The following is a 19,615-nucleotide window of genomic DNA, read 5'->3' on the forward strand; positions in this document are numbered from 1 at the left end:
TCAGAGCACCTCGATCGTGGGTCCGGAGGGCAGCCGCCGACGGCAGTCGAGGACGAACGGGGCGTGTTCGGCGATGAGTTCGTAGTCGAAGCTGTCGTGGTCGGTGAGCAGCACCACCACATCGGCGGCCGCCAGCTCCTGAGGCGTCAGGTCGACCCGCACCAGCCGGGTGTCCACCGGCAGGCTCTCGACGACATGCGGGTCCGCCGCCTTGACCTGGGCTCCCATGTCCAGCAGCAGCTGGGAGATGCGCAGGGCGGGCGACTCGCGGGCGTCGCCGGTGTTCTTCTTGTAGGCCAGGCCGAGCAGCAGGATGTGCGAGCCGTTGACGGAACGGCGTCTATCGTTGAACAGCTCGTTGATGCGGCGCGCGACGTACTCGGGCATGTGGCTGTTGATGTCGTTGGCCAATTCAACGAAGCGGAAGCTCTGGCCTAGTTCGCGCTGCACCCGCCAGGACAGGTACGAGGGGTCGATCGGCAGGCAGTGCCCGCCGACGCCCGGTCCGGGCGTGAACTTCATGAAGCCGAACGGCTTGGTGGAGGCGGCGTCGATGGCCTGCCAGACGTCGATGTCCAGGTGGTGGGCGAACATTGCGATCTCGTTGACCAGCGCGATGTTCACATGACGGAAGGTGTTCTCCAGCAGCTTGGCGAGTTCGGCCTCCTTGGGCGAGCTCACCGGCACGGTGGTGTCGACGAGTTGCGCGTAGAAGCCCTGAACGGCCTTGAGCGACGCCGCGTCGACGCCGGACACGACTTTCGGGGTCTCCTTGAAACCCCAGACGGCGTTCCCCGGGTCGATCCGCTCCGGGCTGTAGCCGAGATGGAAGTCGGCGCCGGCGGTCAGGCCCGAGCCGTCCTCCAGGATCGGGGCGAACAGCTCCTGGGTGGTCCCGGGATAGGTGGTCGACTCGAGGACGACGGTGGCTCCCGGGCGCAGGTAGCGGGCCAGGGTGACGGCCGACTCCTTGATGTAACGGAGGTCGGGGGTGCCCTCGTGCAGCGGGGTCGGCACGGTCACGACGGCGACGTCGAAACCGCCGCAGTCACGGGCCGATTCGCTCGGGCGGTAGGTGCCGTTGTCCAGTGCCGCACGGATGCGTTCGCAGGAGACGTCCTCGACGAAGGACTCACCGGCGGCGAGGCTCTTGACCCGCCGGGAGTCGACGTCGTAGCCGATCACCTCGTGGCCGACCTCGGCGGCGCGGATGGCCAGTGGCAGGCCGACGTATCCCTGTCCAACCACGACGACGCGCATCAGTGACTCCTGTTCGCGGAAGCGGTCGACGGGGTGAGCCGGATGAACTCGCGCGCCGTCATGAGGAGGAAGGCAGCATTGGTGGTGACATAGCGCCGGCCGAGGCGGCGCGGCTCCTGCAGCGCGCGGTAGAACCACTCCAGCCCCCACCGCTGCCAGGACTCGGGGGCCCGCCTGGTGACCCCGGCCAGGATGTCGAAGGAGCCGCCGACCCCGTGCACGACGCGGGCGCCGGTTCGTGCGCCGTAGGCGGCGGTGAAGATCTCCTTCTTCGGCGAGGTCATGCCGAGGAACAGCATCTGGGCGCCGCTGCGGGCGATCCCGTCCGCTATGGACTCCTGCTGGGAGTCGTCGAAGTAGCCGTTGCGGCTGCCGGCCACCTTCAGGCCGGGGAAGCGGACGGCCACCCGGCGCAGCATCTCCTGCAACACCTCCTGTTTGGCGCCGAGGAAGTACACGGAGATGCCTGCCGATTCCGCCTCGGCCAGCAGCCGCAGGAACAGGTCGATTCCGGCCACCCGTTGCGGCAGCGGCGCGCGCAGTAAGCGGCCGGCCCAGACCACGGCCTGGCCGTCGGCGAGGACGAGATCGCAGCCGGCGACGGCCTGGGCGAGGCGCTGATCGCGCCGCATGTTCACCATCTTCGCGGCGTTGACCACCCCGACCTCGAGCTGTCTGCCCTCCCGCACCGCTTCGAGGCAGCGCTCCACGGTCTGGTCCATCGTCAGCGCGTCCAGCTCGACCCCGAACAGGGACTGACGCTTGCTCATATGCGGCCCCCCTGCCAGGCGTAGAGCATCCAGCCGAACTCGTACGGCCGGCATTCGCGGTCCACGGAAAGGGGTCGGTACACCCGGTCCAGGGACTTCAGCCGGAGGTTCGCAGCGACCCGGGTGCCGAGTCCGCGGGCGGCCCGCACGGCCTTCTTCGGATCGCCCCGGTAGACCTTGCGCCAGGTGACGCCGAGGTCGTCGAGGATCAACGGCTCCCGGTGCTCCGGGTGTTCGGCCAGTTCGGGCACCTCCGTCATCCAGCGCAGGCCCTTGCGGACCGAGGCGCCGAAGTCGGTGCCGCCCGCGTCGGCGAGATCGAACAGGGCGGTCGGCGCCATCGCGTGCTGGTGGACGCTGTAGACCGGGTAGCCCTCCACGACATCGCCGGTGCGCGCGTCGTAGTGCCACCACCACTGTCCGCCGTCGCCCTGCAGTGCGCAGATGCGCGCCGCGCACGCCTCGGCCGCGGCCAGCGCCTCCGGATCGCCGTCTCCGTCACCGCCGGCGTGTGCCCGGGCCAGGGCCTGCAGGGGGTACGTCTGGTCGGCGAAGCAGCTCACGTGCGCCCGGTACCAGGGCACCAGCCCGGGCCCGGTGGCGTGCGGGAACAGCGGGCTGTCCCCGATCCGGGCCCGCAGCAGACGGTCGCGGGCCGCGGTGAGACGACTGTCCACATCGACCGTGTCCCGGGCCGCCGCGAGGGCGGACAGCACCCACGCCGCCTCGACGGTGTACTGCGGCCGGCCCTCCTCGTCCAAGGCCTCGACCCGCGCGAGGGCGTCGGACAGTTTGGGATGCCCGGTCTCGGCGGCGGCCCACGAGATGAGCGCCGCGTCACCGAGGTTGGTCACCGCGGGCAGTGCCTCGACCAGCAGGCCCGTGAACTCCTGGGCAGTACGCCCGCCGAGCACCGCACGCTGGCGGTCCTCGGTGAGGAACCGGGCCCCCAGGGCGGTGATGGCCGCGTACCGGGTGCTGATCCCGCGCCGCTCCAGGGTCCAGGAGCCATCGGGTGCCCTGCGCCCGGCCATGGTGAAGGCGAAGGCCTCTTTGCCGGGGAGCAGCATCGAAGGAAGGCCCAACTCGGCGACTGTGAGTAGTCGTTGGGCGAGTGTGAGCAGCGGCGGCTCCTCACGACCGAGCGCCGCCAGACGTGTGATGGTCATCGTTCGGACACACCAACCCCCCTGTGGGTCCTCTTTTTGTGCAGACTCGTGATCGCCGCGTCGTCGAAGGCCACGCGGCGGCAGACAGACGTCGGACGTCAGGCGTCGGAGCGGTCGTCACTTCCCGCTCAGGACATAGATGTCCCCACCCGGTAACCCCCCTGGGCACTGGTATGTGTGCTCACTGTGCCCGGTCTGCACAGTTCGCACACATGTTATGCCTGCGGGTGTTCGACGAGCGGTGTTTTGGGAGAATCAACTGTCATACGTTCTCGGCGAGTTCGCCGTCCTTCTCGTCGTACAGCGCGCCCGTCTCGGGACACTCCCAGCCGCCCGGCTCGGCCTCCCGCTCCACCAGCCGGACACCGGACCGGCCGACCCAGCCGATCCGGCGCGCCGGAACGCCCGCCACCAGCGCGAAGTCCGGCACATCCCGGGTCACCACGGCACCCGCCGCGACCAGCGCCCAGCGACCGATGCGCACCGGTGCCACGCACACCGAGCGGGCCCCCAGCGACGCGCCCTCGCCCACCACCACGGCCACGGCCTCCCAGTCACCACCGCGCTTGAGCCGGCCCTGCGGGTCCACCGAGCGCGGGAAGTGGTCGTTGGTGAGGACCGCGGCCGGGCCGACGAACGCCCCGTCACCGAGCACCGCGGGTTCGTAGACCAACGCGTGGTTCTGGAGCTTGACGTTGTCGCCGATCCGCACCCCCGGTCCGACGTACGCTCCCCGGCCCACGATGCACCCGCTGCCCAGCCGGGCCTCCTCCCGGATCTGGGCCAGATCCCAGACCGTCGTCCCCTCACCGATCGTGGCCGTCTCGTCGACCTGGGCGGTCGGCTGAATCCTGAAGCTCACCGGGCTGAACCCTTCCTCTCGTCGAGCAGAGCGGGAAACGCCGCCTCCAGCGCGTCACGCCAGGGACGGATCGGCTCGATCCCCGCCCGGCGCCAGCGGTCGTGCCGCAGGACGCTGTACGCGGGGCGGGGAGCGGGCCGTACGAACGCGGTGCTGCTGGTCGGCCGTACCCGTCCGGGGTCCGCGCCGAGCAGCCGGAAGACCTCCTGAGCCAGTCCGAACCAGGTCGTCTCCCCACCGCTGGTGCCGTGGTACACCCCGGCGGGCGCGGTACCGGCGAGGGTGGCCCGTCCGAGCCGTACCAGCCGGTCTGCGAGGTCCACCGTCCAGGTGGGCTGTCCACGCTGGTCGTCGACCACGTCGACGGTGTCCCTGACCGACTCGAGGCGGAGCATCGTGCCGACGAAATTCCCGCCCCCCGCCCCGTACAGCCAGGCCGTACGCACGACGTGCCCCGTGTCCGGGAGCGCCGCCAGTACCGCCTGTTCCCCCGCCAGCTTGGTACGGCCGTACGCGCTGCGCGGTGCCGTCGGGGCGTCCTCGGGATACGGGCCGGTGCCGTCGCCCGCGAACACGTAGTCCGTGGAGACCTGGATCAGCCTGGCGCCGGCCTTCGCGCAGGCCTCGGCGAGGTGGCGGGGCCCGTCACCGTTGACCCGCAGGGCGTCCGCCTCCCGCGCCTCGGCGTCGTCGACGGCCGTCCACGCGGCGCAGTTGACCACGATCCGCGGCCGGTGCGCATTGAGCACGTCGTGCACCGCGTCGGTGTCCGTGATGTCAAGACCGCAACGGTCGAGGCCGACGGCCTCCTCGCCGTCCCGGCCGAGCCGCGCCACAACGTCCTGCCCGAGCATTCCGGTGGCGCCGGTGATCAGCCACGTGGTGGTCATGGTTCCCCGTTCGTCGTCGGAAGGTGGCCACACTAGAGCGCCGCGCGCTCCTTCAGCGGCTCCCACCAGGCACGGTTCTCGCGGTACCAGGTGACCGTCTCCGCAAGGCCGGTGACGAAGTCCTTGCGCGGCTCGTAGCCCAGCTCCTCGCGGATCTTCGCGCAGTCCACGGAGTAACGGCGGTCGTGGCCCTTGCGGTCGGCGACGTACTCGACGCTGGTGTCCCAGTCCGCACCGCAGGCCGCCAGCAGCAGCGCGGTCAGCTCCTTGTTGGACAACTCGGTGCCGCCGCCGATGTTGTAGACCTCACCGGCGCGGCCCTTGGTGCGCACCAGCTCGATGCCCTGGACGTGGTCGTCGATGTGCAGCCAGTCGCGGACGTGGCCGCCGTCGCCGTACAGCGGGACCTTCCTGCCGTCCAGCAGGTTCGTGATGAAGAGCGGGATGACCTTCTCGGGGAAGTGGTGGTGCCCGTAGTTGTTGGAGCAGCGTGTCACCCGTACGTCGAGGCCGTGGGTGCGGTGGTGGGCGAGTGCGATCAGGTCGCTGGACGCCTTGGAGGCGGCGTACGGGGAGTTGGGGCGCAACGGGTCCGTCTCGGGCCAGGAGCCGGAGTCGAGGGAGCCGTACACCTCGTCGGTGGAGATGTGCACGAACGTCTTCGGTCTTCGGTGGCGCAGTGCCGCGTCCAAGAGCGTCTGGGTGCCCAGGACGTTGGTCCGGACGAACTCGGTGGCGCCGAGGATCGAGCGGTCCACATGCGACTCGGCGGCGAAGTGGACCACCTGGTCGTGCTCGGCGACGAGCTCGTCGACCAGTCCGGGGTCACAGATGTCGCCCTTGGCGAAGGCGAATCCGGGGTGGTCGCGCACCTCGTCGAGGTTGGCCGGGTTGCCGGCGTAGGTGAGCTTGTCCAGTACCGTGACCGCCACATCGCCCGGACCGGCCGGACCGAGCAGCGTGCGGACGTAATGCGAGCCGATGAAACCGGCACCGCCGGTCACCAGGATTCTGATCGTCATGACGAGATCTGCACCTTGCTGTGGTCGCCGAGCACGAGACGGTGGGCGGCAGGCTTGCGGGGCGCGGGAGTCACCTCGACGTTGCGGCCGATGAGGGAGGCCTCCACCCGCCGGACACCGGTGACCGAGGAGTCGCGCAGCACGATGGAGTACTCGATCTCGCTGTCCTCGATCCGGCAGTCGCCGGCGATCGAGGTGAAGGGGCCGACGTACGAGTCGGTGATCACGGTGTTCACGCCGACGACCACCGGGCCCACGAGCCGGCTGCCGGTGACCTTCGCCCCGGGCTCGATCCGCACCCGGCCGATGATCTCGCTGTCGTCGTCGACCGTGCCGCCGATCTCGCGCTCCAGGGTTTCCAGCACCGAGCGGTTGACCTCGAGCATGTCGGTGACGTTCCCGGTGTCCTTCCAGTACCCGGAGATCGTCGTGGAGCGCACATCGCGTCCGGCGTCGATCAGCCACTGGATCGCGTCCGTGATCTCCAACTCGCCGCGTCCGGACGGCTTGATGGCGCGTACGGCCTCGTGCACGGCGGGGGAGAACAGGTACACGCCCACCAGCGCGAGCTCGCTCTTGGGCTGCCGGGGCTTCTCCTCCAGGCCGATCACCTGGCCCGCCGTGTCCAGCTCGGCCACCCCGAACGCGCTCGGGTCCGGCACCTTCGTCAACAGGATCTGCGCCGCCGGCCGTTCGGAGCGGAAGGCGTCCACCAGATCCGTGATGCCCCCCACGACGAAGTTGTCGCCGAGGTACATCACGAAGTCGTCCTCGCCCAGGAACTCACGGGCGATCAGCACCGCGTGGGCCAGCCCCAGCGGCGCCTCCTGCGGGATGTAGGTGACGTCGAGGCCGAACGCGGATCCGTCGCCGACCGCCTCCCGGATCTCCTCGGCGGTGTCCCCGACGATGATCCCGACCTGGCCGATGCCCGCCTCGGCGATCGCCTCCAGACCGTAGAACAGCACCGGCTTGTTCGCGACAGGTACAAGTTGTTTCGCCGATGTATGCGTTATAGGGCGCAAACGGGTACCAGAGCCACCAGACAACAAAAGTGCCTTCATGCATATCACCCTACTTACGGCGGACCGGTCGACGGGGGGATTCCGCACACGGACCGAGCGCCGACGCCATGCCGTCCGGTTCCGGGCGGCATTCGGGCCCGCCCGCACCGGTCGTCCTACTGGCGGCCGCAAAGGTGAACGCCCTGGCCGGATGCGGTCCCCGCGGTACCGCCGGATAGCGTGGGCACGTGCAGTTCAACACGCGTGCGAGAAGATGGAGCCGCATGGTCGCGGCCCTGGTCATTGCGTTGCTCGGGGTGAGCATCCTTACCGTGAACATCATCGAGGTGGTTCAGGGTGACGACCGGATAGCCGAACTGCGCGCACACGGACGCCGGGTCCCCGGCGACGCCTCCGTCCTCGAGGCGTGCTCCACCGGCCGCGGCGCCGAGTGTTCCCCGAGCGCGGTGTGGCTGAGCTTCCACGACGCCAAGGGGCTGCCGGAGTTCGCCGACGAGGCCCGCCTGGCGCACAGCCTCTACGTACCGAGCGGCCCGAGGGACGGCGAAGGGCATGTCCGCACCACCGTGGTCTACGACCCCTCCGACCCGGAGGACGCGCAGGCGGCCGGCGTACTGCGCTGGAACGCGTGGGACCTGATCGAGCACCGGTGGCTCGCCTTCACCATCGGCCTGGTGCTGGCCGGGGCCGGCTCGGCCGCACTCGCCATCGACCGACTGGGCGACTGACCGAGGGGCGACTGTTTCGGTCCGTCCGAAATGGCCGCGACCAGAGGGGCGTTCTGGTTCATGTGAGCCACAAGGTAAACACCGTGCCATTTTTCCTGTGAACCCTTTGTGGGTCTGTTGTGGTCACGCCAAGATCCCGTTTGCGTCGGGGGACACCCCCATTTGCCCGGCGCAGGGAGGAGAGGGCATGTTGCCCCCGAGGCACCAGCGACGGTTCATGACCTGCACCGTCGTAGCCGCCGCGTTCGGGCTGGTAGGCACCCAGTCGTTCGCGGCACAGGCCGACACGAGGCCGCGCCCCTGGCAGGCGAGCCACCAGGCCGCCGCGGGCCGCCAGCACATCAAGGCGGTGCACGCGGGCCACCGCATGTCCGCCCTCGCCGCGACCGAGGGTGACGACGGCGGCGCCGACGAGGCGGAGAACTCGGCCGAGTCGACGGCGCAGTTCACCGAGGCGCGCACCGCACCGGGCGTGGTCGCGCCCGGCGCCTACGGGGCGGCCTGGCAGCAGCTGCAGTCGATGCGGCACACGAGCGGCGGCTGGGACCACGTCACCAAGAAGGCGTACAACGCCGACGACCCCCGCTACCGGGACGTGAACTCCAACTCCAGTGGTGGCGCGGGCGACGTCACGGGCCGGATCACCGGCATCGCGGCCGACGACCAGGGCTATGTGTACGCGGGCGGCGCCAACGGCGGTGTCTTCCGCTCCACGACCGGTGGCGGGCACTGGAAGCCGATCTCCGACAAGCTGCCGTCCCTGTCGACGGGCACCCTGGCCCTGGACGCCCAGAAGCGGCTCTGGTACGCCACCGGCGAGTCCAACACCGGAGCGACGTCCTTCGTCGGCACGGGCGTGTACGTCCTGAAGGACCCGCGCCACGGCCAGTTCCAGCCCGGCGACCGCGTGGGCGGCGCCGAGCTGGAGTCCACCGTCATCCACGCGCTGCGCTTCGCCGGCACCACGGTGTGGGCGGCGACCAGCACCGGCGTGTGGTCGCACTCCACGACCACCCTGTCCGGCCCCTGGAAGCACGAGTTCGCCCCCAACCCGGAGTATCTGCCGGGTGGTTCGAAGGCGGACGACCCGAGCGCGCCGTACAAGAACATCGCCAACGACGTCGCCGTCGACCCCAAGGACCCCTCCAAGGTGCTCCTCGCGGTCGGTTGGCGCGGCGGCGACTCCTACAACGGCCTGTACGCCAAGCAGGACGACGGCAGCTGGAAGCCGGTCAGCGGCCTCGGTGACCTGCCCACCAGCAGTGCCGACGTCGGCAACATGACGTTCGCCGCCGCGGCCGACGGCTCGCGCCTGTACGCCATCGACCAGTCGCCGGCGCAGATGGCCGCCAACCCGGACAGCGGCCTGAAGGGCGTGTACGTCTCGAAGAGCGGCTCGCCGTTCGGGCCGTGGACGCAGATCGCGGACTACACCAAGCTGAAGGCATCCGGCTCCGCCCTCCAGGGCGCGGGCTACATGCCCGGCATCCAGTCCTGGTACAACCAGTTCCTCCAGGTCGACCCGGCCAACGCCGACCACCTCTACCTCGGGCTGGAAGAGGTCTTCGAGACCAAGAACGGCGGCCAGAGCTGGACCACGCCCGGCCCGTACTGGAACTTCCCCTTCCCGTGCTGGAGCAACGACCCGGCCAAGCAGACCGGTGACTGCTCGCCCACCACCCACTCCGACCAGCACGCGGTCGCGATCGGCAGCTACAAGGGCAAGACCTGGGCGTACGTCGGCAACGACGGCGGCATCTACCGCCGCCCGCTCAACGGCGCCGTCGACTCCGGCGGCCACGCCAAGGACTGGCAGTCCCTGAGCGACGGCACCCTCGACACCCTCCAGTACTACTCGGTGGGCGTCGGCAACGACCTCACCAACGGCGGCGTCTCGGTGACCGGCGGACTGCAGGACAACGGCCAGTCGATCCTGCGCGGCCACGACAAGGTCATGGGCTCCAACTTCGGCGGCGACGGCGGCGACACCATCGCCGACCCCGCCAACGGCTGCAACATCGCCGCCGAGTATGTGTACCTCGACATGTGGGTGACGCAGAACTGCGGTGTCAACGACGGCTCGTGGTCCACGGACCCGTCCAAGGCCACCGAGTACGAGGTCGCCCCGCCGGACAAGGACCTGGGCGGCGCGGGTGCCCGCTTCATCGCGCCGATCGCCGCCGACGCCAAGGACACGGGCACCTGGATCGCGGGCGGCCGGCACGTGTGGGTGAACACCAAGGGCTTCGCCATCCGCTCCGGCAAGGAGTGGACGAACGCCTACGACCTGGGTGAGGGCCACGTGGCCACGGCGGTGGCGTCCTCCGGCGGCACGGTCTACGTCGGCTGGTGCGGCCCCTGCAACAACCAGGGCTTCACCCGCGGTATCGCGGTCGGCGACGCCGACGGCACCGGCTGGCACCAGCTCAACCTCCCGGTCGACGGCACGGTCCCGAACCGCTACATCTCCGGCTTCGAGATCGACCCGGCCGACGCCCAGCACGTGTACGTGGCGATCAACGGCTTCTCCCGCAAGTGGACCGAGGGCCCGGGCGCCGGCGTGGGCCACGTCTTCGAGTCCAAGGACGGCGGCGCGAGCTGGACGGACATCTCCGCCAACCTGCCCGACGTCCCCGCCGACACGGTCAAGCTCCTGCCGAACGGCGGCCTCGCCCTCGGCACCGACCTGGCCACCTTCTACCGTCCCGCCGGCGCCACCAAGTGGCTGGTCCTGGGGCACAACCTGCCCACCACGGCCGTGATGCAGCTGCGCCTCGGCCCGGACGGCAAGCTGTACGCCGCCACACACGGACGCGGCATCCGGTCCTTCGACGTACGGCGCCTCAAGGGCCGTAAGGACTGATCACGACCCGTACGCCCGTGACGCGACGACGGCCGGTGTGCACCCACTCCAGGGGCGCACCGGCCGTTCGGCGTTCGGGTTCACTGCACCGGATACGCCGCCACACTCAGCCGCAGCGTGAAGAGGGGCGCGCTCTGGGACCCCCAGGTCACGGTCACGGTCCCGGTGCGTGCGGCACGCACGGTGACCCTGGTGACGCCCCTGCTGTCGGTTGCGGACGAGGTCACCAACGCCAGCATCGGATTGCTGCTGCGCGGCTGTGGCCAAGGGCTCTTGACGCGCGGCTCCAGGACGACGTTCACCGTCGTGCCGGATCGCACGCACAGGTCGTGCACGGTGGCGTCTTCGAGGCCGTGGGTGACGGTGGTTGAGCCTGCGACGCAGCCCGGTGAGGCGGGGGCCGTTGGGGAGGGTGAGGTCGGGGAGCTTGCCGTACCGCTGCCGCTACCGCTACCGCTTCCGTTTCCGCTCTGCGACGGCGTCGCGGTGTGCGGGTCGGCCGAAGGGCGCGGCTGTGTGGAGCCCCCTTGCGAGTGGCCGCCGCCGCTTCCGCAGGCGGTGAGCAGGCAGGCGACGGCCACCAGAGCGGCCCCGAACCACGGCCGGCCGAGCCCCGGCCTGCGTCTACGCTGCACCACCACTGCCTCCTTGTGCCACCGCACACCACTGTGACGTCCTGATCCGGTGCTCGGTTCCTTTACCCGCAGATGACCGGCAGATGACCGGTGCGCCCCGGCGAGCCTGCCGGGACGCACCGAGTGCCGTTCCGGATCAGTGCCGGGTCGGGAGGGGCTTGGCGGTGTGCGGTGCGGCGACGCGCGCCGCGCCGTGGGTGGTGGAGCGTGTGCTGCCGCCGGTCACGGTGAGCGGGCCGGCGGTGTAGAGGGCCTCGTCGAAGGCTTGCCCGCCCGCCGGGGTCTTGCCGACGGCGAAGGCGGAGACCGCCTTGCCGCTGATGACGGAGGTGGAGATGTAGTCGCCGACCATGCTGCCCTGCGTGGTGTCGGCGATCTGGGACAGGGACATGGGGCCGGCGACGGTGGCCGGGGTGCTCCAGGTGCTGCCGCCGTTGGCGGAGGAGATGTAGCCGACCTCCAGCTGGCAGGTGGCGGCGGTGCAGTTGGCGTTCGGGTAGAAGTAGTAGTAGAGGCCGATCTTCGCCGTCGCGCCGGAGGTGGCGGGGTCGATGCCGATGCCGGGGATGAAGTGGTCGGCGCCGCTGGTGGTGGCGTCGATGGGGACCCGGGTCACGGCCGACCAGCTGGTGCCGTTGGTGGAGGTGGCGTAGACGATGTCGTTGGCCGGGCAGCCGGAGCGGAAGCGGCAGTCCTGCCAGGCGACGTAGATCTTGCCGGATCCGTCGATCTCGGCGGACGGCAGGCCCTCACCGTCGCGCAGGTTGCCGGCCACGCCGTGGCTGGAGACGTTGGCGATCAGCGTGCTGGAGGACCAGCTGGAGCCGCCGTTGGTGGAGCTGAAGGCGCGTACGGCGCTGCCGTTGGCGGAGTAGGGGACCACGACCGTGCCGCCCGGCTGGACGAGGGGCTGGCCGCCGAGCCCGGTGGGGTTCCCGGAGGGCGAGACGGGGCTCGACCATGTGGCGCCGCCGTCTGTGGAGCGGCTCATGACGATGCGGTTGCCGGACGAGGTGACGTCGACCTCGACGTAGCAGCTGCCGTAGTAAGGGCTGGAGGCCGAGTTGTCGCAGACGATCCATTCCTTGTCGTAGCCCTGGCCGTCGTTGCCGACGGCGAGGACCGGGTTCTGCCAGCTGGTGCCGTTGGTGGAGCGGCTGACCGTCACGCCCGCCCCGTTGACGTTGGTGTCGATGACCAGCCCGGCGACCATCCAGGTGCCGTGCCTGGCGTCGTAGGCCACGGCCGGGTCGGACACGCGGGCCCAGGTGCCGCCCTGGTAGGTGGTGATGCCGGGCAGCATGCCGTGCTGCCAGGTCGTGCCGCCGTCGGTGGAGGTGTTCCAGCCGATGTCGGAGGAGCCGCCGTCGGTGAACCGGCCGACCTGTGAGGAGGCGACGATCGTGTTGCCGTACGCGAAGGTGTCGGGTTCGAGTTCGGTGGCGTGCTGGCTGGAGGTGTTGGTGAAGGGGTCGGTGCTGACCTGGGTCAGGCCGGGCGGCGGGGCGGTCGTGGTGAAGGCGACGTCGTCGTAGAGGGTGTAGGTGGCGTCGCCGGTGTAGTTGTCGTCGTGGCTGACGAGTTTGAGGGTGTAGCTGTGCCCGGCGGTCACGGATGACGTGACCTGCTTCCAGCCCTGGCCGTTGGTGCAGGTCTTGGCCAGTGCGGTCGTCGTGGTGCCGGTGGTGGTGTCGGTCAGGGTGGCCGTTGCCCAGTCGTACGTCACCGTGTCGGGGCAGGTGACGCTGTACCAGAAGGACAGCTGCGTGGCGCCGGCCGGGGCGGTGAAGGTCTGGGCGATCGAGGAGTCGCCGTTGGTGGGCGAGGTGCCGCCGAGTCGGGCGGCGTAAGTACCGCTGTGTGCACCGGAGTTGACGACGCCGGTGGTGCCGGTGGTGGTCCAGCCGGTCAGGCTGCCGGATTCGAAGCCGCCGTTGGCGACGTCGGCCAGGGCCGGGTGCGAGGCGAGGAGCAGACCGCCTAACGAGAGCAGAGCGGTGGTGGCGGTCGCGATCGATCTACGGACAGCAGTGCGCGACATGAGGGGACCCCTTGTCGTGGATGGGGGTTCGGGCGGGGGGTCGCCGACATCCGGCCGGCGGCCCCTGGGACGACGCGGTGGATCAGGACAGGGTCACGTCGTCGTAGCGGGTGTACGTGGCGTCACCCGTCCGGTCGTCGTCATGGCTGATCAGGGTGAGCGTGTGGCTGCGCCCGGCCGTGACCGGGGCGGTCTTCCGGATCCAGCCGGAGGACGACACACGGTCTTGGCCATCCCGTGGAGGGGGGGAGGGGCCGTCGCGGCCGCGTCTGCGTCTGGATCGGGACACGGAACATCCTTTCGGCCAGCCGGAGATCGCCCGGCATGTGGGGAGAAGAAGGACGTTCACGCCGATGGAGCGCGTGTTCGCAATCCGGGATGGTTGCACTGGACATGTCATGCAACAAGGGAGGCGGAGGCGGTTTCGCGCCACGCAACCGAGAATTTACGCCGCACAGTCAACTCACAGTAAAACCAGGGGGTTTCCTCTGCATCGCCAAAGGGTTCTCCCTGTATCGCCCACGGTCAGGGGCGCGTAGGCGCGGAATCGGCCCCACGGGTCCGGCGAGGGCGATCCACGCGGGCAGCAGGGGCGAGGGTGAAGCCGATGGCCGCTCCGCCGCCTGGCCGGTTGCGGGCGAAGGCGGTGCCGCCGTGGGCGACGGCGACAGCGCGTACGATCGCCAGGCCCAGCCCGGAGCCGGGCAGGCTGCGAGCACTGTCGGCGCGGTAGAAGCGGTCGAAGACACGGGGCAGGTCGGCCTCGGCGAGGCCCGGCCCGCGATCGCGCACCTCCACGCACGTACCCGCGACCACGACGTCTATCGGTTCCGTTCCCGGGTGGTCGAACTTGGCCGCGTTCTCCATGAGGTTGGTCAGCGCCCGCTGCACCGCGGCCGGGCGCGCCCGTACGACGGTGTCGTCGGTCTCCACCCGGATCTCCCGGCCGGTGCGCCGCCGGACGAGGACCGCGGTGTCCTCGGCCACGGCACCCAGAGTCATCTCCGTGGGCTGCTCGGCGTCCCGGTCTCCGGCGGCCAGCTCGACCAGCTCGTTGACGAGGTTGACCAGTTCCCTGGTCTCGCTCTTCATGTCCGCGATCAGTTCCGCCCTGGCCTGCGGGGGCAACTGGTCGACACGGTCCAGCAGGGCGACGTTCGTCTGCAGCGAGGTCAGCGGGGTGCGCAGTTCGTGCCCGGCGTCCTGGACGAGCCGGCGCTGGTCCTCCTCGGACGCGCCGAGCCGGCCCAGCATCCCGTCGAACGCCCGCCCCAGCCGGCCGACCTCGTCCTGCCCGGCGACGGGGACCGCGGTGTCCAGCCGGCCGGTGCGGGCCACGTCCTCGGCGACCCGGGTCAGCCGGACCAGCCGCCCCGCGATCCTGCGCGCCAGCCACCAGCCCGCGAGGCCGGCCACGGCGATGACGGCGGCGCTCACCTCGACGGTGCGTTCCTGCAGCTCGTGGAGGAGGTCCTCGGTGTCGCTGTACTGCTGGGCGACCTGTACGGCGCCCCGGCCGCCGCCGAGTGCGACGGTGGCCACGCGATAGCGGTCCCCGCCGATCTCGGTCTTGTAGTGGATCGTGTGTCCGGCGGTGGCGTGCGAGGCGGCCGTACGGTCGGCGGCGCGGACCGGGAGCGCCGGATAACCGGATTCCTCGATACGGCCGGCGGGGCCGAGGATCTGGACATCGGTGCGGATGCGGCGGGCGAGGTCGTCGCGGGGGCCGTCGTGGTCGGGGTCGACGCTGAAGTAGTCCCGAGGGAACAGACGCTGCCGGTCGACCTGCTGCTGCAGGTCGCCGACGACTCCGCGGAAGACGTCGTCCTCGTCCACGCGCACCATCAGTGCCGCCGCGTGGTAGCTCAGGAAGCCGCCGAGGAGCGTGGTGGCGGCGGTCACGCAGGCGAAGGAGAGTGCGAACACCGTGCCCAGGCTGCGGCGGGGGTGCAGGATCGCGAGCCGGTCTCGCGTGTTGTTCATGGTGGTGGCTTCCTCCGGGCTGTCGGCGCCGCCAGTGTGCCCCGCCGACGGGCACTCTGGGCAGTGCGGGAGGAATGTCCGTGCCTCCCTCTTACTGGCCTCTCACCGGTCCCTGCCCCTGCGCGGCGGCCGGCGTCACACCCCGTGCCGTCCGGGAATCCGCTCCCCTCAGCACATGGACCCCCTAGTGATCGCCCGCCCCGAGGGCAACCTGCTGACCCGCAGCCCGAACCGCGCCGTGCACCTCGGCAGGGGCGCCCGGGCGTTCCCGGTGCGGGTGACCCTCGGCGCACCGGAGCCGGACCACGGCGTCGAGCCCACCGCCCGGGGCCGCCTCCAGGGTGACCTGGCCACCGCTGGCCCGGGTGAGTTGCCGGACCATCGGCAGGCCCAGGCCCGTGCCGTCGTGGTCGGCGTCAGCGGCCCGCCAGAACCGGTCGAAGGCCTTGCGCCGTTCGTCCTCGGTCATGCCCGGTCCTTCGTCGATCACATGCAGCTCGGCCAGGGGAGGCGTGCGCCCGCCTTCCCTGCGGGCGGTGATCGTTGCCAGTGTGATGGCGCTCCCCGGCGGGGACACGCGCAGCGCGTTGGAGAGCAGGTTGTCGATGATCTGCTCCAGCGCACCCGGCACCGCCCACACCCTGACGGCTGCGGTCCCGCAGACGACGATGCCGACTTGCTGTTCATCGGCGAAGGCCGCCCAGATGGCCGCGCGATCGGCGACGACGGCGTCGAGATCGACCGCCTCCGGCCTGATCGCGGAGTTCTCCAACCGGGCCAGCGCGAGCAGCCCCTGCACCATACGACTGAGCCGCTCCAGCTCGCCGAGTGCTTGGTCGAGGCTGTCCTGGGCGCAGGCGGCGAGGTGCGGCTCGAAGTTCTCCAGACGCAGCCGCAGTGAGGTCAGGGGCGTCTTCAGCTGGTGGGACGCCTCGGAGGCGAACGCCTGCTGAGCCTGGAGCAGGTGCTGAAGCCGGCTCGCGGTCCTCGTGAACGACGCGGCCAGGCGACGCAGCTCCGGCGGCCCGTGATCGGTGGCCGGCGGATCGGTGATCCGGCCTTCGGCGAGCTGTGCGGTGGCGCGTTCCAGGGCCTGGACGGGGCGGGTGATCGAGCGGGCGAGTACGAAGCCGATCAGCGAGGCGGCAGCCAGCACGCCCAGCCCGACGACGGCGAGAGCCAGCCAGATGGTGCGGATTTTCGCCTTGAGCGGCCCCAGTGGATAGACGGTCCGCACCACACAGGGGACGGTGGCGTTGGAGCCGCCCGGCACGGTGGCGAACAGGATCTCGCCGCCCGTGGACGAGGCGCCGCCGGTGCCGACGGCGGGCTGATCGCGCAGTGCCGTGGAGATGTCCGGCTCGGCGGACACGTCCTTGCCGACCAGGGCACCCGCGGCGGTGTCGGTGAGGACGACGCCCTCGTGGTCGGCGACGAGCACGCGGCTGCCGGTTCGCCGCCCGTACGCGTCTGCCAGTTCGGGCAGGTCGGCCGCCAGTCCGTGCTCCATCTTGTCCTCGCAGACCTCGGCGAGCGTCATCGCCCCCTGCTGCGCCGCATGGGAGAAGCGGGACTGCTCGCTGCGGGCGTAGAGGATCCCGAACGGCACTTCGAGCGCCAGCAGGACGAGCAGCATGAGACTCAGATGGCTGAGCAGCAGGCGACGCGTCACCGGAGCCCTCCGCCTCGCGCCGACTCTGCGGCGGACGCGCCGTCGACCTGTGCCGACTCTGCGGGGGGCACGGCATCGACGTGTGCCGGGGCTACCAGGCGGAAGCCGATTCCGCGGATGTTCTCGATCCAGGAGGAGTCACCGAGTTTGCGGCGCAGCGCGGCGATATGGACGTCCAGGGTCTTGGTGGGACCGAAGTAGTTCGCCTCCCAGGCCGTGTCGAGGATCTGCCGGCGGGAGCAGACGGCTCCGGGATCTGCCGCGAGGCAGGTGAGCAGGTCGAACTCCTTGGGGGCAAGGGCGATGGGCGACTGGTGCAGGTGCACCTGCCGGGTGCGACGGTCGATGGTCAGCGGGCCGATCCGCTGGACGTGAGACGCCCCGGGTCGTGCCGGGTCTTGCGAGGGGTCCCGTTCCGCCTGCCGGTTGTCCGGCACCGGGGGCCGGGCGCGGCGGGTGACGGCACGGATCCGGGCGACAAGCTCGCGCACGCCGAACGGCTTGGAGACGTAGTCGTCCGCACCCAGCTCGAGACCGAGCACCCGGTCGACCTCGTCGTCTCTGGCGGTGATCATGATGATCGGCACCGACGACCGGGACCGGAGGGCACGGCAGACGTCGATGCCGTCCATGTCGGGCAGCCCCAGGTCCAGCAGCACTATGGCCGCCTCCGGAGCGGCGAGGCCGTCGGCACCCTTTCTGGCGTGTTCCACGGTGAACCCGAATCGGCGCAGCCCCTCCATCAACGGTCCAGCCACCCGGTCGTCGTCCTCGATCAGCAAGACACGCATGCCGAAAGGCTCACAGACTCCGGCCGGAGCGCGTGGCGCAAACGCCGGAACCTCCCCCGAGCCGGTGATCCTCCACGGACGGAGCAACCGCTGAAGCGTGGAGTAAGCGCAGAGTTAAGGCCGCGAGCGCCGACATTCGATCATCCGGGTGACGACGGGAAACTGATCCAAGGTCAGGCCGCTTTTTCACGAACGCCCTCTCGGAATCCGGGATCCCCGCTGTACCTGCTCTGGCAATCCGCTTGATCGTCGTCCCGTAGCGTCGATGGTACGGCCGGTGCCACCGAGCACCGCGCGACACGCCCCCCACACGCACCTGGGACACCCCATGCCCATTGACGAACTACGCCTCACGCGCCCGGACCTGGTGGAGCCCTTCACCACCGCGCTCCCGGGAGCACGTGCCACCGTGCTGGGCCGGCTGTGGGGCGCCTTCGTACGAGAACCCCTGCCCGGCGTGACCGGGCACCGCCTCGAGTACGACACCGTCGTGGTCGATCTGCGACGAGGCGGCTCGCTCTCCGCGCCGCACCCCTGCGCACGGCCCTTCGCCGAGGTACCCGAGGACTTCACCGTCTCCGGACCCGAGGGGCCGATCAGCGCGCCGGCACAACTGCTGGCGCAGCTGGGCCTGCGTACCCCCGCGGCCAAGCGGCTGGCGGCCGAGCTGGACAACAGCGTGGTCAACCTGGCCCTGGCCCGGGCGGCGAACGCCGGCGAGAAGGTCCCGCCGAAGGACTCGGCCGATGCCGAGCAGGCGGTGGTCGACGGTCACCCGCAGCATCCCTGCTGCCGGACCCGTACCGGCATGTCGGTCACCGAGGTGCTCGCCTACGCCCCCGAGCACCACCCCGTGGTCCGGCTGGCGTTGCTCCCCGTCCCGGCCGATCGCTGGGAGGGCGCCGGTTCATGGCCGCGGACGCTGCGTGAGGGGGACACGATCCTGCTCCCGCTGCATCCCTGGCAGCGGGACCATGTGCTCGCGCGCCACCCCGACCTGGCCGTCGTGGAGGAGACGGTCCCGGCCCGGCCGTTGCTGTCGATGCGCACCCTCGCACCGCTGGGCGTCCTGCCGGGCTGCCACATCAAGACGGCCCTCGACGTCCAGGTCACCAACTACCGGCGCACGATCTCCCCGGCCGAGGTCGCCGACGGGCCCCCGCTGTCCGACCTGGTCGCGGCCGTCGTCGACAAGGCCGGGTACGGCCGCAGCCTGCGCATCCTGCGGGAGCTGGGCGGCGGCGCGGTGTGCGTGGACGGACAGCCCTGCGCGAGCCTGGCGGCGATGATCCGGGAGTCGACCGAGTGTCACCTCGACACCGGGGAGATCGCGGTTCCGCTCACCGCCGTCCATGCGACCGCAGGCGCCGTGGTGTCGGGGGATCCGGTGCGCTGGCTGGCGGACTTCGCCGGGCTCGTGCTGCCGCCCGCACTGACGCTGCTGTCCATGGGGGTGGCGCTGGAGGCCCACGGTCAGAACACCCTGGTGGTCCTGCGGGGCGGGCGGCCGGTGCGGGTGCTGTACCGGGATCTGGACGGCGTGCGGGTCAGCCCGCGCCGCCTGGCCCGGTGCGGTTTCACTCTGCCACCGCTGCTCGGCACCCGCGCGGGCGACGACACGGGCGCGCTGCACACCAAGCTGTTCGGCGGCCTGATCAGCGGAGTCTTCAGCGAACTGGTCGACGTCCTCAGCCGCACCCGGGCGGCCGATCCCCGGGCGCTGTGGGGCGTGGTGGGCGAGGTCGGCCGCCGGGTGTACGCGGGCCTGCCGGACCAGGAGGACGCGGCGGCGTTCTTCGGCGACACGATGCCGCTGAAGGCGACCGTCGCCATGCGCCTGGCCGAGAACCCGGGCAGGGCGCAATGGGCGTCCGTTCCCAACCCCCTGGCGCCGTGCCGTTGAC

General features: G+C 70.7%; 16 protein-coding genes. 3 read left to right on the top strand and 13 right to left on the bottom strand.

The features are described 5' to 3' along the window. The 7 genes from BFF78_RS41040 to BFF78_RS41070 form a co-directional block, all read right to left on the bottom strand. On the bottom strand, positions 1–1,260 hold the full coding sequence (locus BFF78_RS41040; protein WP_069783111.1) for a nucleotide sugar dehydrogenase: 1,260 nt from the start codon (positions 1,258–1,260) through the stop codon (positions 1–3). After that, the gene (locus BFF78_RS41045) at positions 1,260–2,030 is read right to left on the bottom strand and encodes a WecB/TagA/CpsF family glycosyltransferase (RefSeq protein WP_069783112.1); all 771 of its coding nucleotides are present in this window, start codon (positions 2,028–2,030) and stop codon (positions 1,260–1,262) included. Before BFF78_RS41045 ends, BFF78_RS41040 begins: the two co-directional genes overlap by 1 nt. After that, positions 2,027–3,199, bottom strand: coding sequence for a hypothetical protein (locus BFF78_RS41050; RefSeq protein ID WP_069783113.1), 1,173 nt, complete (start codon positions 3,197–3,199; stop codon positions 2,027–2,029). The genes BFF78_RS41045 and BFF78_RS41050 overlap by 4 nt, the downstream gene beginning before the upstream one ends. A gap of 262 nt (positions 3,200–3,461) precedes the next feature. Further along, positions 3,462–4,061: an acyltransferase gene (locus BFF78_RS41055; protein WP_069783114.1), complete on the bottom strand. Its 600-nt coding sequence runs from the start codon at positions 4,059–4,061 to the stop codon at positions 3,462–3,464. Continuing rightward, a complete protein-coding gene (rfbD, locus tag BFF78_RS41060; RefSeq protein ID WP_069784130.1) occupies positions 4,058–4,951 on the bottom strand; it encodes a dTDP-4-dehydrorhamnose reductase in 894 nt (297 codons plus the stop codon). Before rfbD ends, BFF78_RS41055 begins: the two co-directional genes overlap by 4 nt. A 32-nt stretch (positions 4,952–4,983) precedes the next feature. Continuing rightward, a complete protein-coding gene (gene rfbB, locus BFF78_RS41065) occupies positions 4,984–5,973 on the bottom strand; it encodes a dTDP-glucose 4,6-dehydratase (protein ID WP_069783115.1) in 990 nt (329 codons plus the stop codon). Continuing rightward, the gene (locus BFF78_RS41070) at positions 5,970–7,037 is read right to left on the bottom strand and encodes a glucose-1-phosphate thymidylyltransferase (RefSeq protein WP_069783116.1); all 1,068 of its coding nucleotides are present in this window, start codon (positions 7,035–7,037) and stop codon (positions 5,970–5,972) included. Before BFF78_RS41070 ends, rfbB begins: the two co-directional genes overlap by 4 nt. A gap of 188 nt (positions 7,038–7,225) precedes the next feature. On the opposite strand from BFF78_RS41070, the gene BFF78_RS48820 reads away from it, so the two are divergent. Together BFF78_RS48820 and BFF78_RS41080 are read left to right on the top strand one after the other, a co-directional pair. Further along, positions 7,226–7,726, top strand: a complete 501-nt coding sequence (locus tag BFF78_RS48820; protein WP_227026073.1) for a hypothetical protein — start codon at positions 7,226–7,228, stop codon at positions 7,724–7,726. Positions 7,727–7,913: 187 nt separating this feature from the next. Beyond that, entirely contained in the window at positions 7,914–10,589 is a 2,676-nt protein-coding gene (locus tag BFF78_RS41080) for a glycosyl hydrolase (RefSeq protein WP_069783118.1), read from the top strand. Positions 10,590–10,669: 80 nt separating this feature from the next. On the opposite strand, the gene BFF78_RS41085 is transcribed toward BFF78_RS41080, so the two are convergent. The 6 genes from BFF78_RS41085 to BFF78_RS41105 form a co-directional block, all read right to left on the bottom strand. Further along, entirely contained in the window at positions 10,670–10,909 is a 240-nt protein-coding gene (locus BFF78_RS41085) for a hypothetical protein (RefSeq protein ID WP_159033144.1), read from the bottom strand. Between the two features lie 451 nt (positions 10,910–11,360). Beyond that, positions 11,361–13,265, bottom strand: a complete 1,905-nt coding sequence (locus BFF78_RS41090) for an exo-alpha-sialidase (protein ID WP_099055016.1) — start codon at positions 13,263–13,265, stop codon at positions 11,361–11,363. 82 nt (positions 13,266–13,347) lie between these two features. After that, positions 13,348–13,485, bottom strand: a complete 138-nt coding sequence (locus tag BFF78_RS46575; protein ID WP_159033145.1) for a hypothetical protein — start codon at positions 13,483–13,485, stop codon at positions 13,348–13,350. 305 nt (positions 13,486–13,790) lie between these two features. Next, the gene (locus tag BFF78_RS41095) at positions 13,791–15,248 is read right to left on the bottom strand and encodes a sensor histidine kinase (protein ID WP_069783120.1); all 1,458 of its coding nucleotides are present in this window, start codon (positions 15,246–15,248) and stop codon (positions 13,791–13,793) included. Between the two features lie 184 nt (positions 15,249–15,432). Then, a complete protein-coding gene (locus BFF78_RS41100; protein ID WP_069783121.1) occupies positions 15,433–16,920 on the bottom strand; it encodes a sensor histidine kinase in 1,488 nt (495 codons plus the stop codon). Next, positions 16,917–17,711: a response regulator transcription factor gene (locus tag BFF78_RS41105; RefSeq protein WP_069783122.1), complete on the bottom strand. Its 795-nt coding sequence runs from the start codon at positions 17,709–17,711 to the stop codon at positions 16,917–16,919. The genes BFF78_RS41100 and BFF78_RS41105 overlap by 4 nt, the downstream gene beginning before the upstream one ends. Positions 17,712–18,039: 328 nt before the next feature. On the opposite strand from BFF78_RS41105, the gene BFF78_RS41110 reads away from it, so the two are divergent. Beyond that, entirely contained in the window at positions 18,040–19,614 is a 1,575-nt protein-coding gene (locus BFF78_RS41110) for an IucA/IucC family protein (protein ID WP_069783123.1), read from the top strand. Position 19,615: the final 1 nt, after the last annotated feature.

Origin of the sequence: Streptomyces fodineus, assembly GCF_001735805.1 — a bacterium.
In the GTDB taxonomy this organism is placed as follows: domain Bacteria; phylum Actinomycetota; class Actinomycetes; order Streptomycetales; family Streptomycetaceae; genus Streptomyces; species Streptomyces fodineus.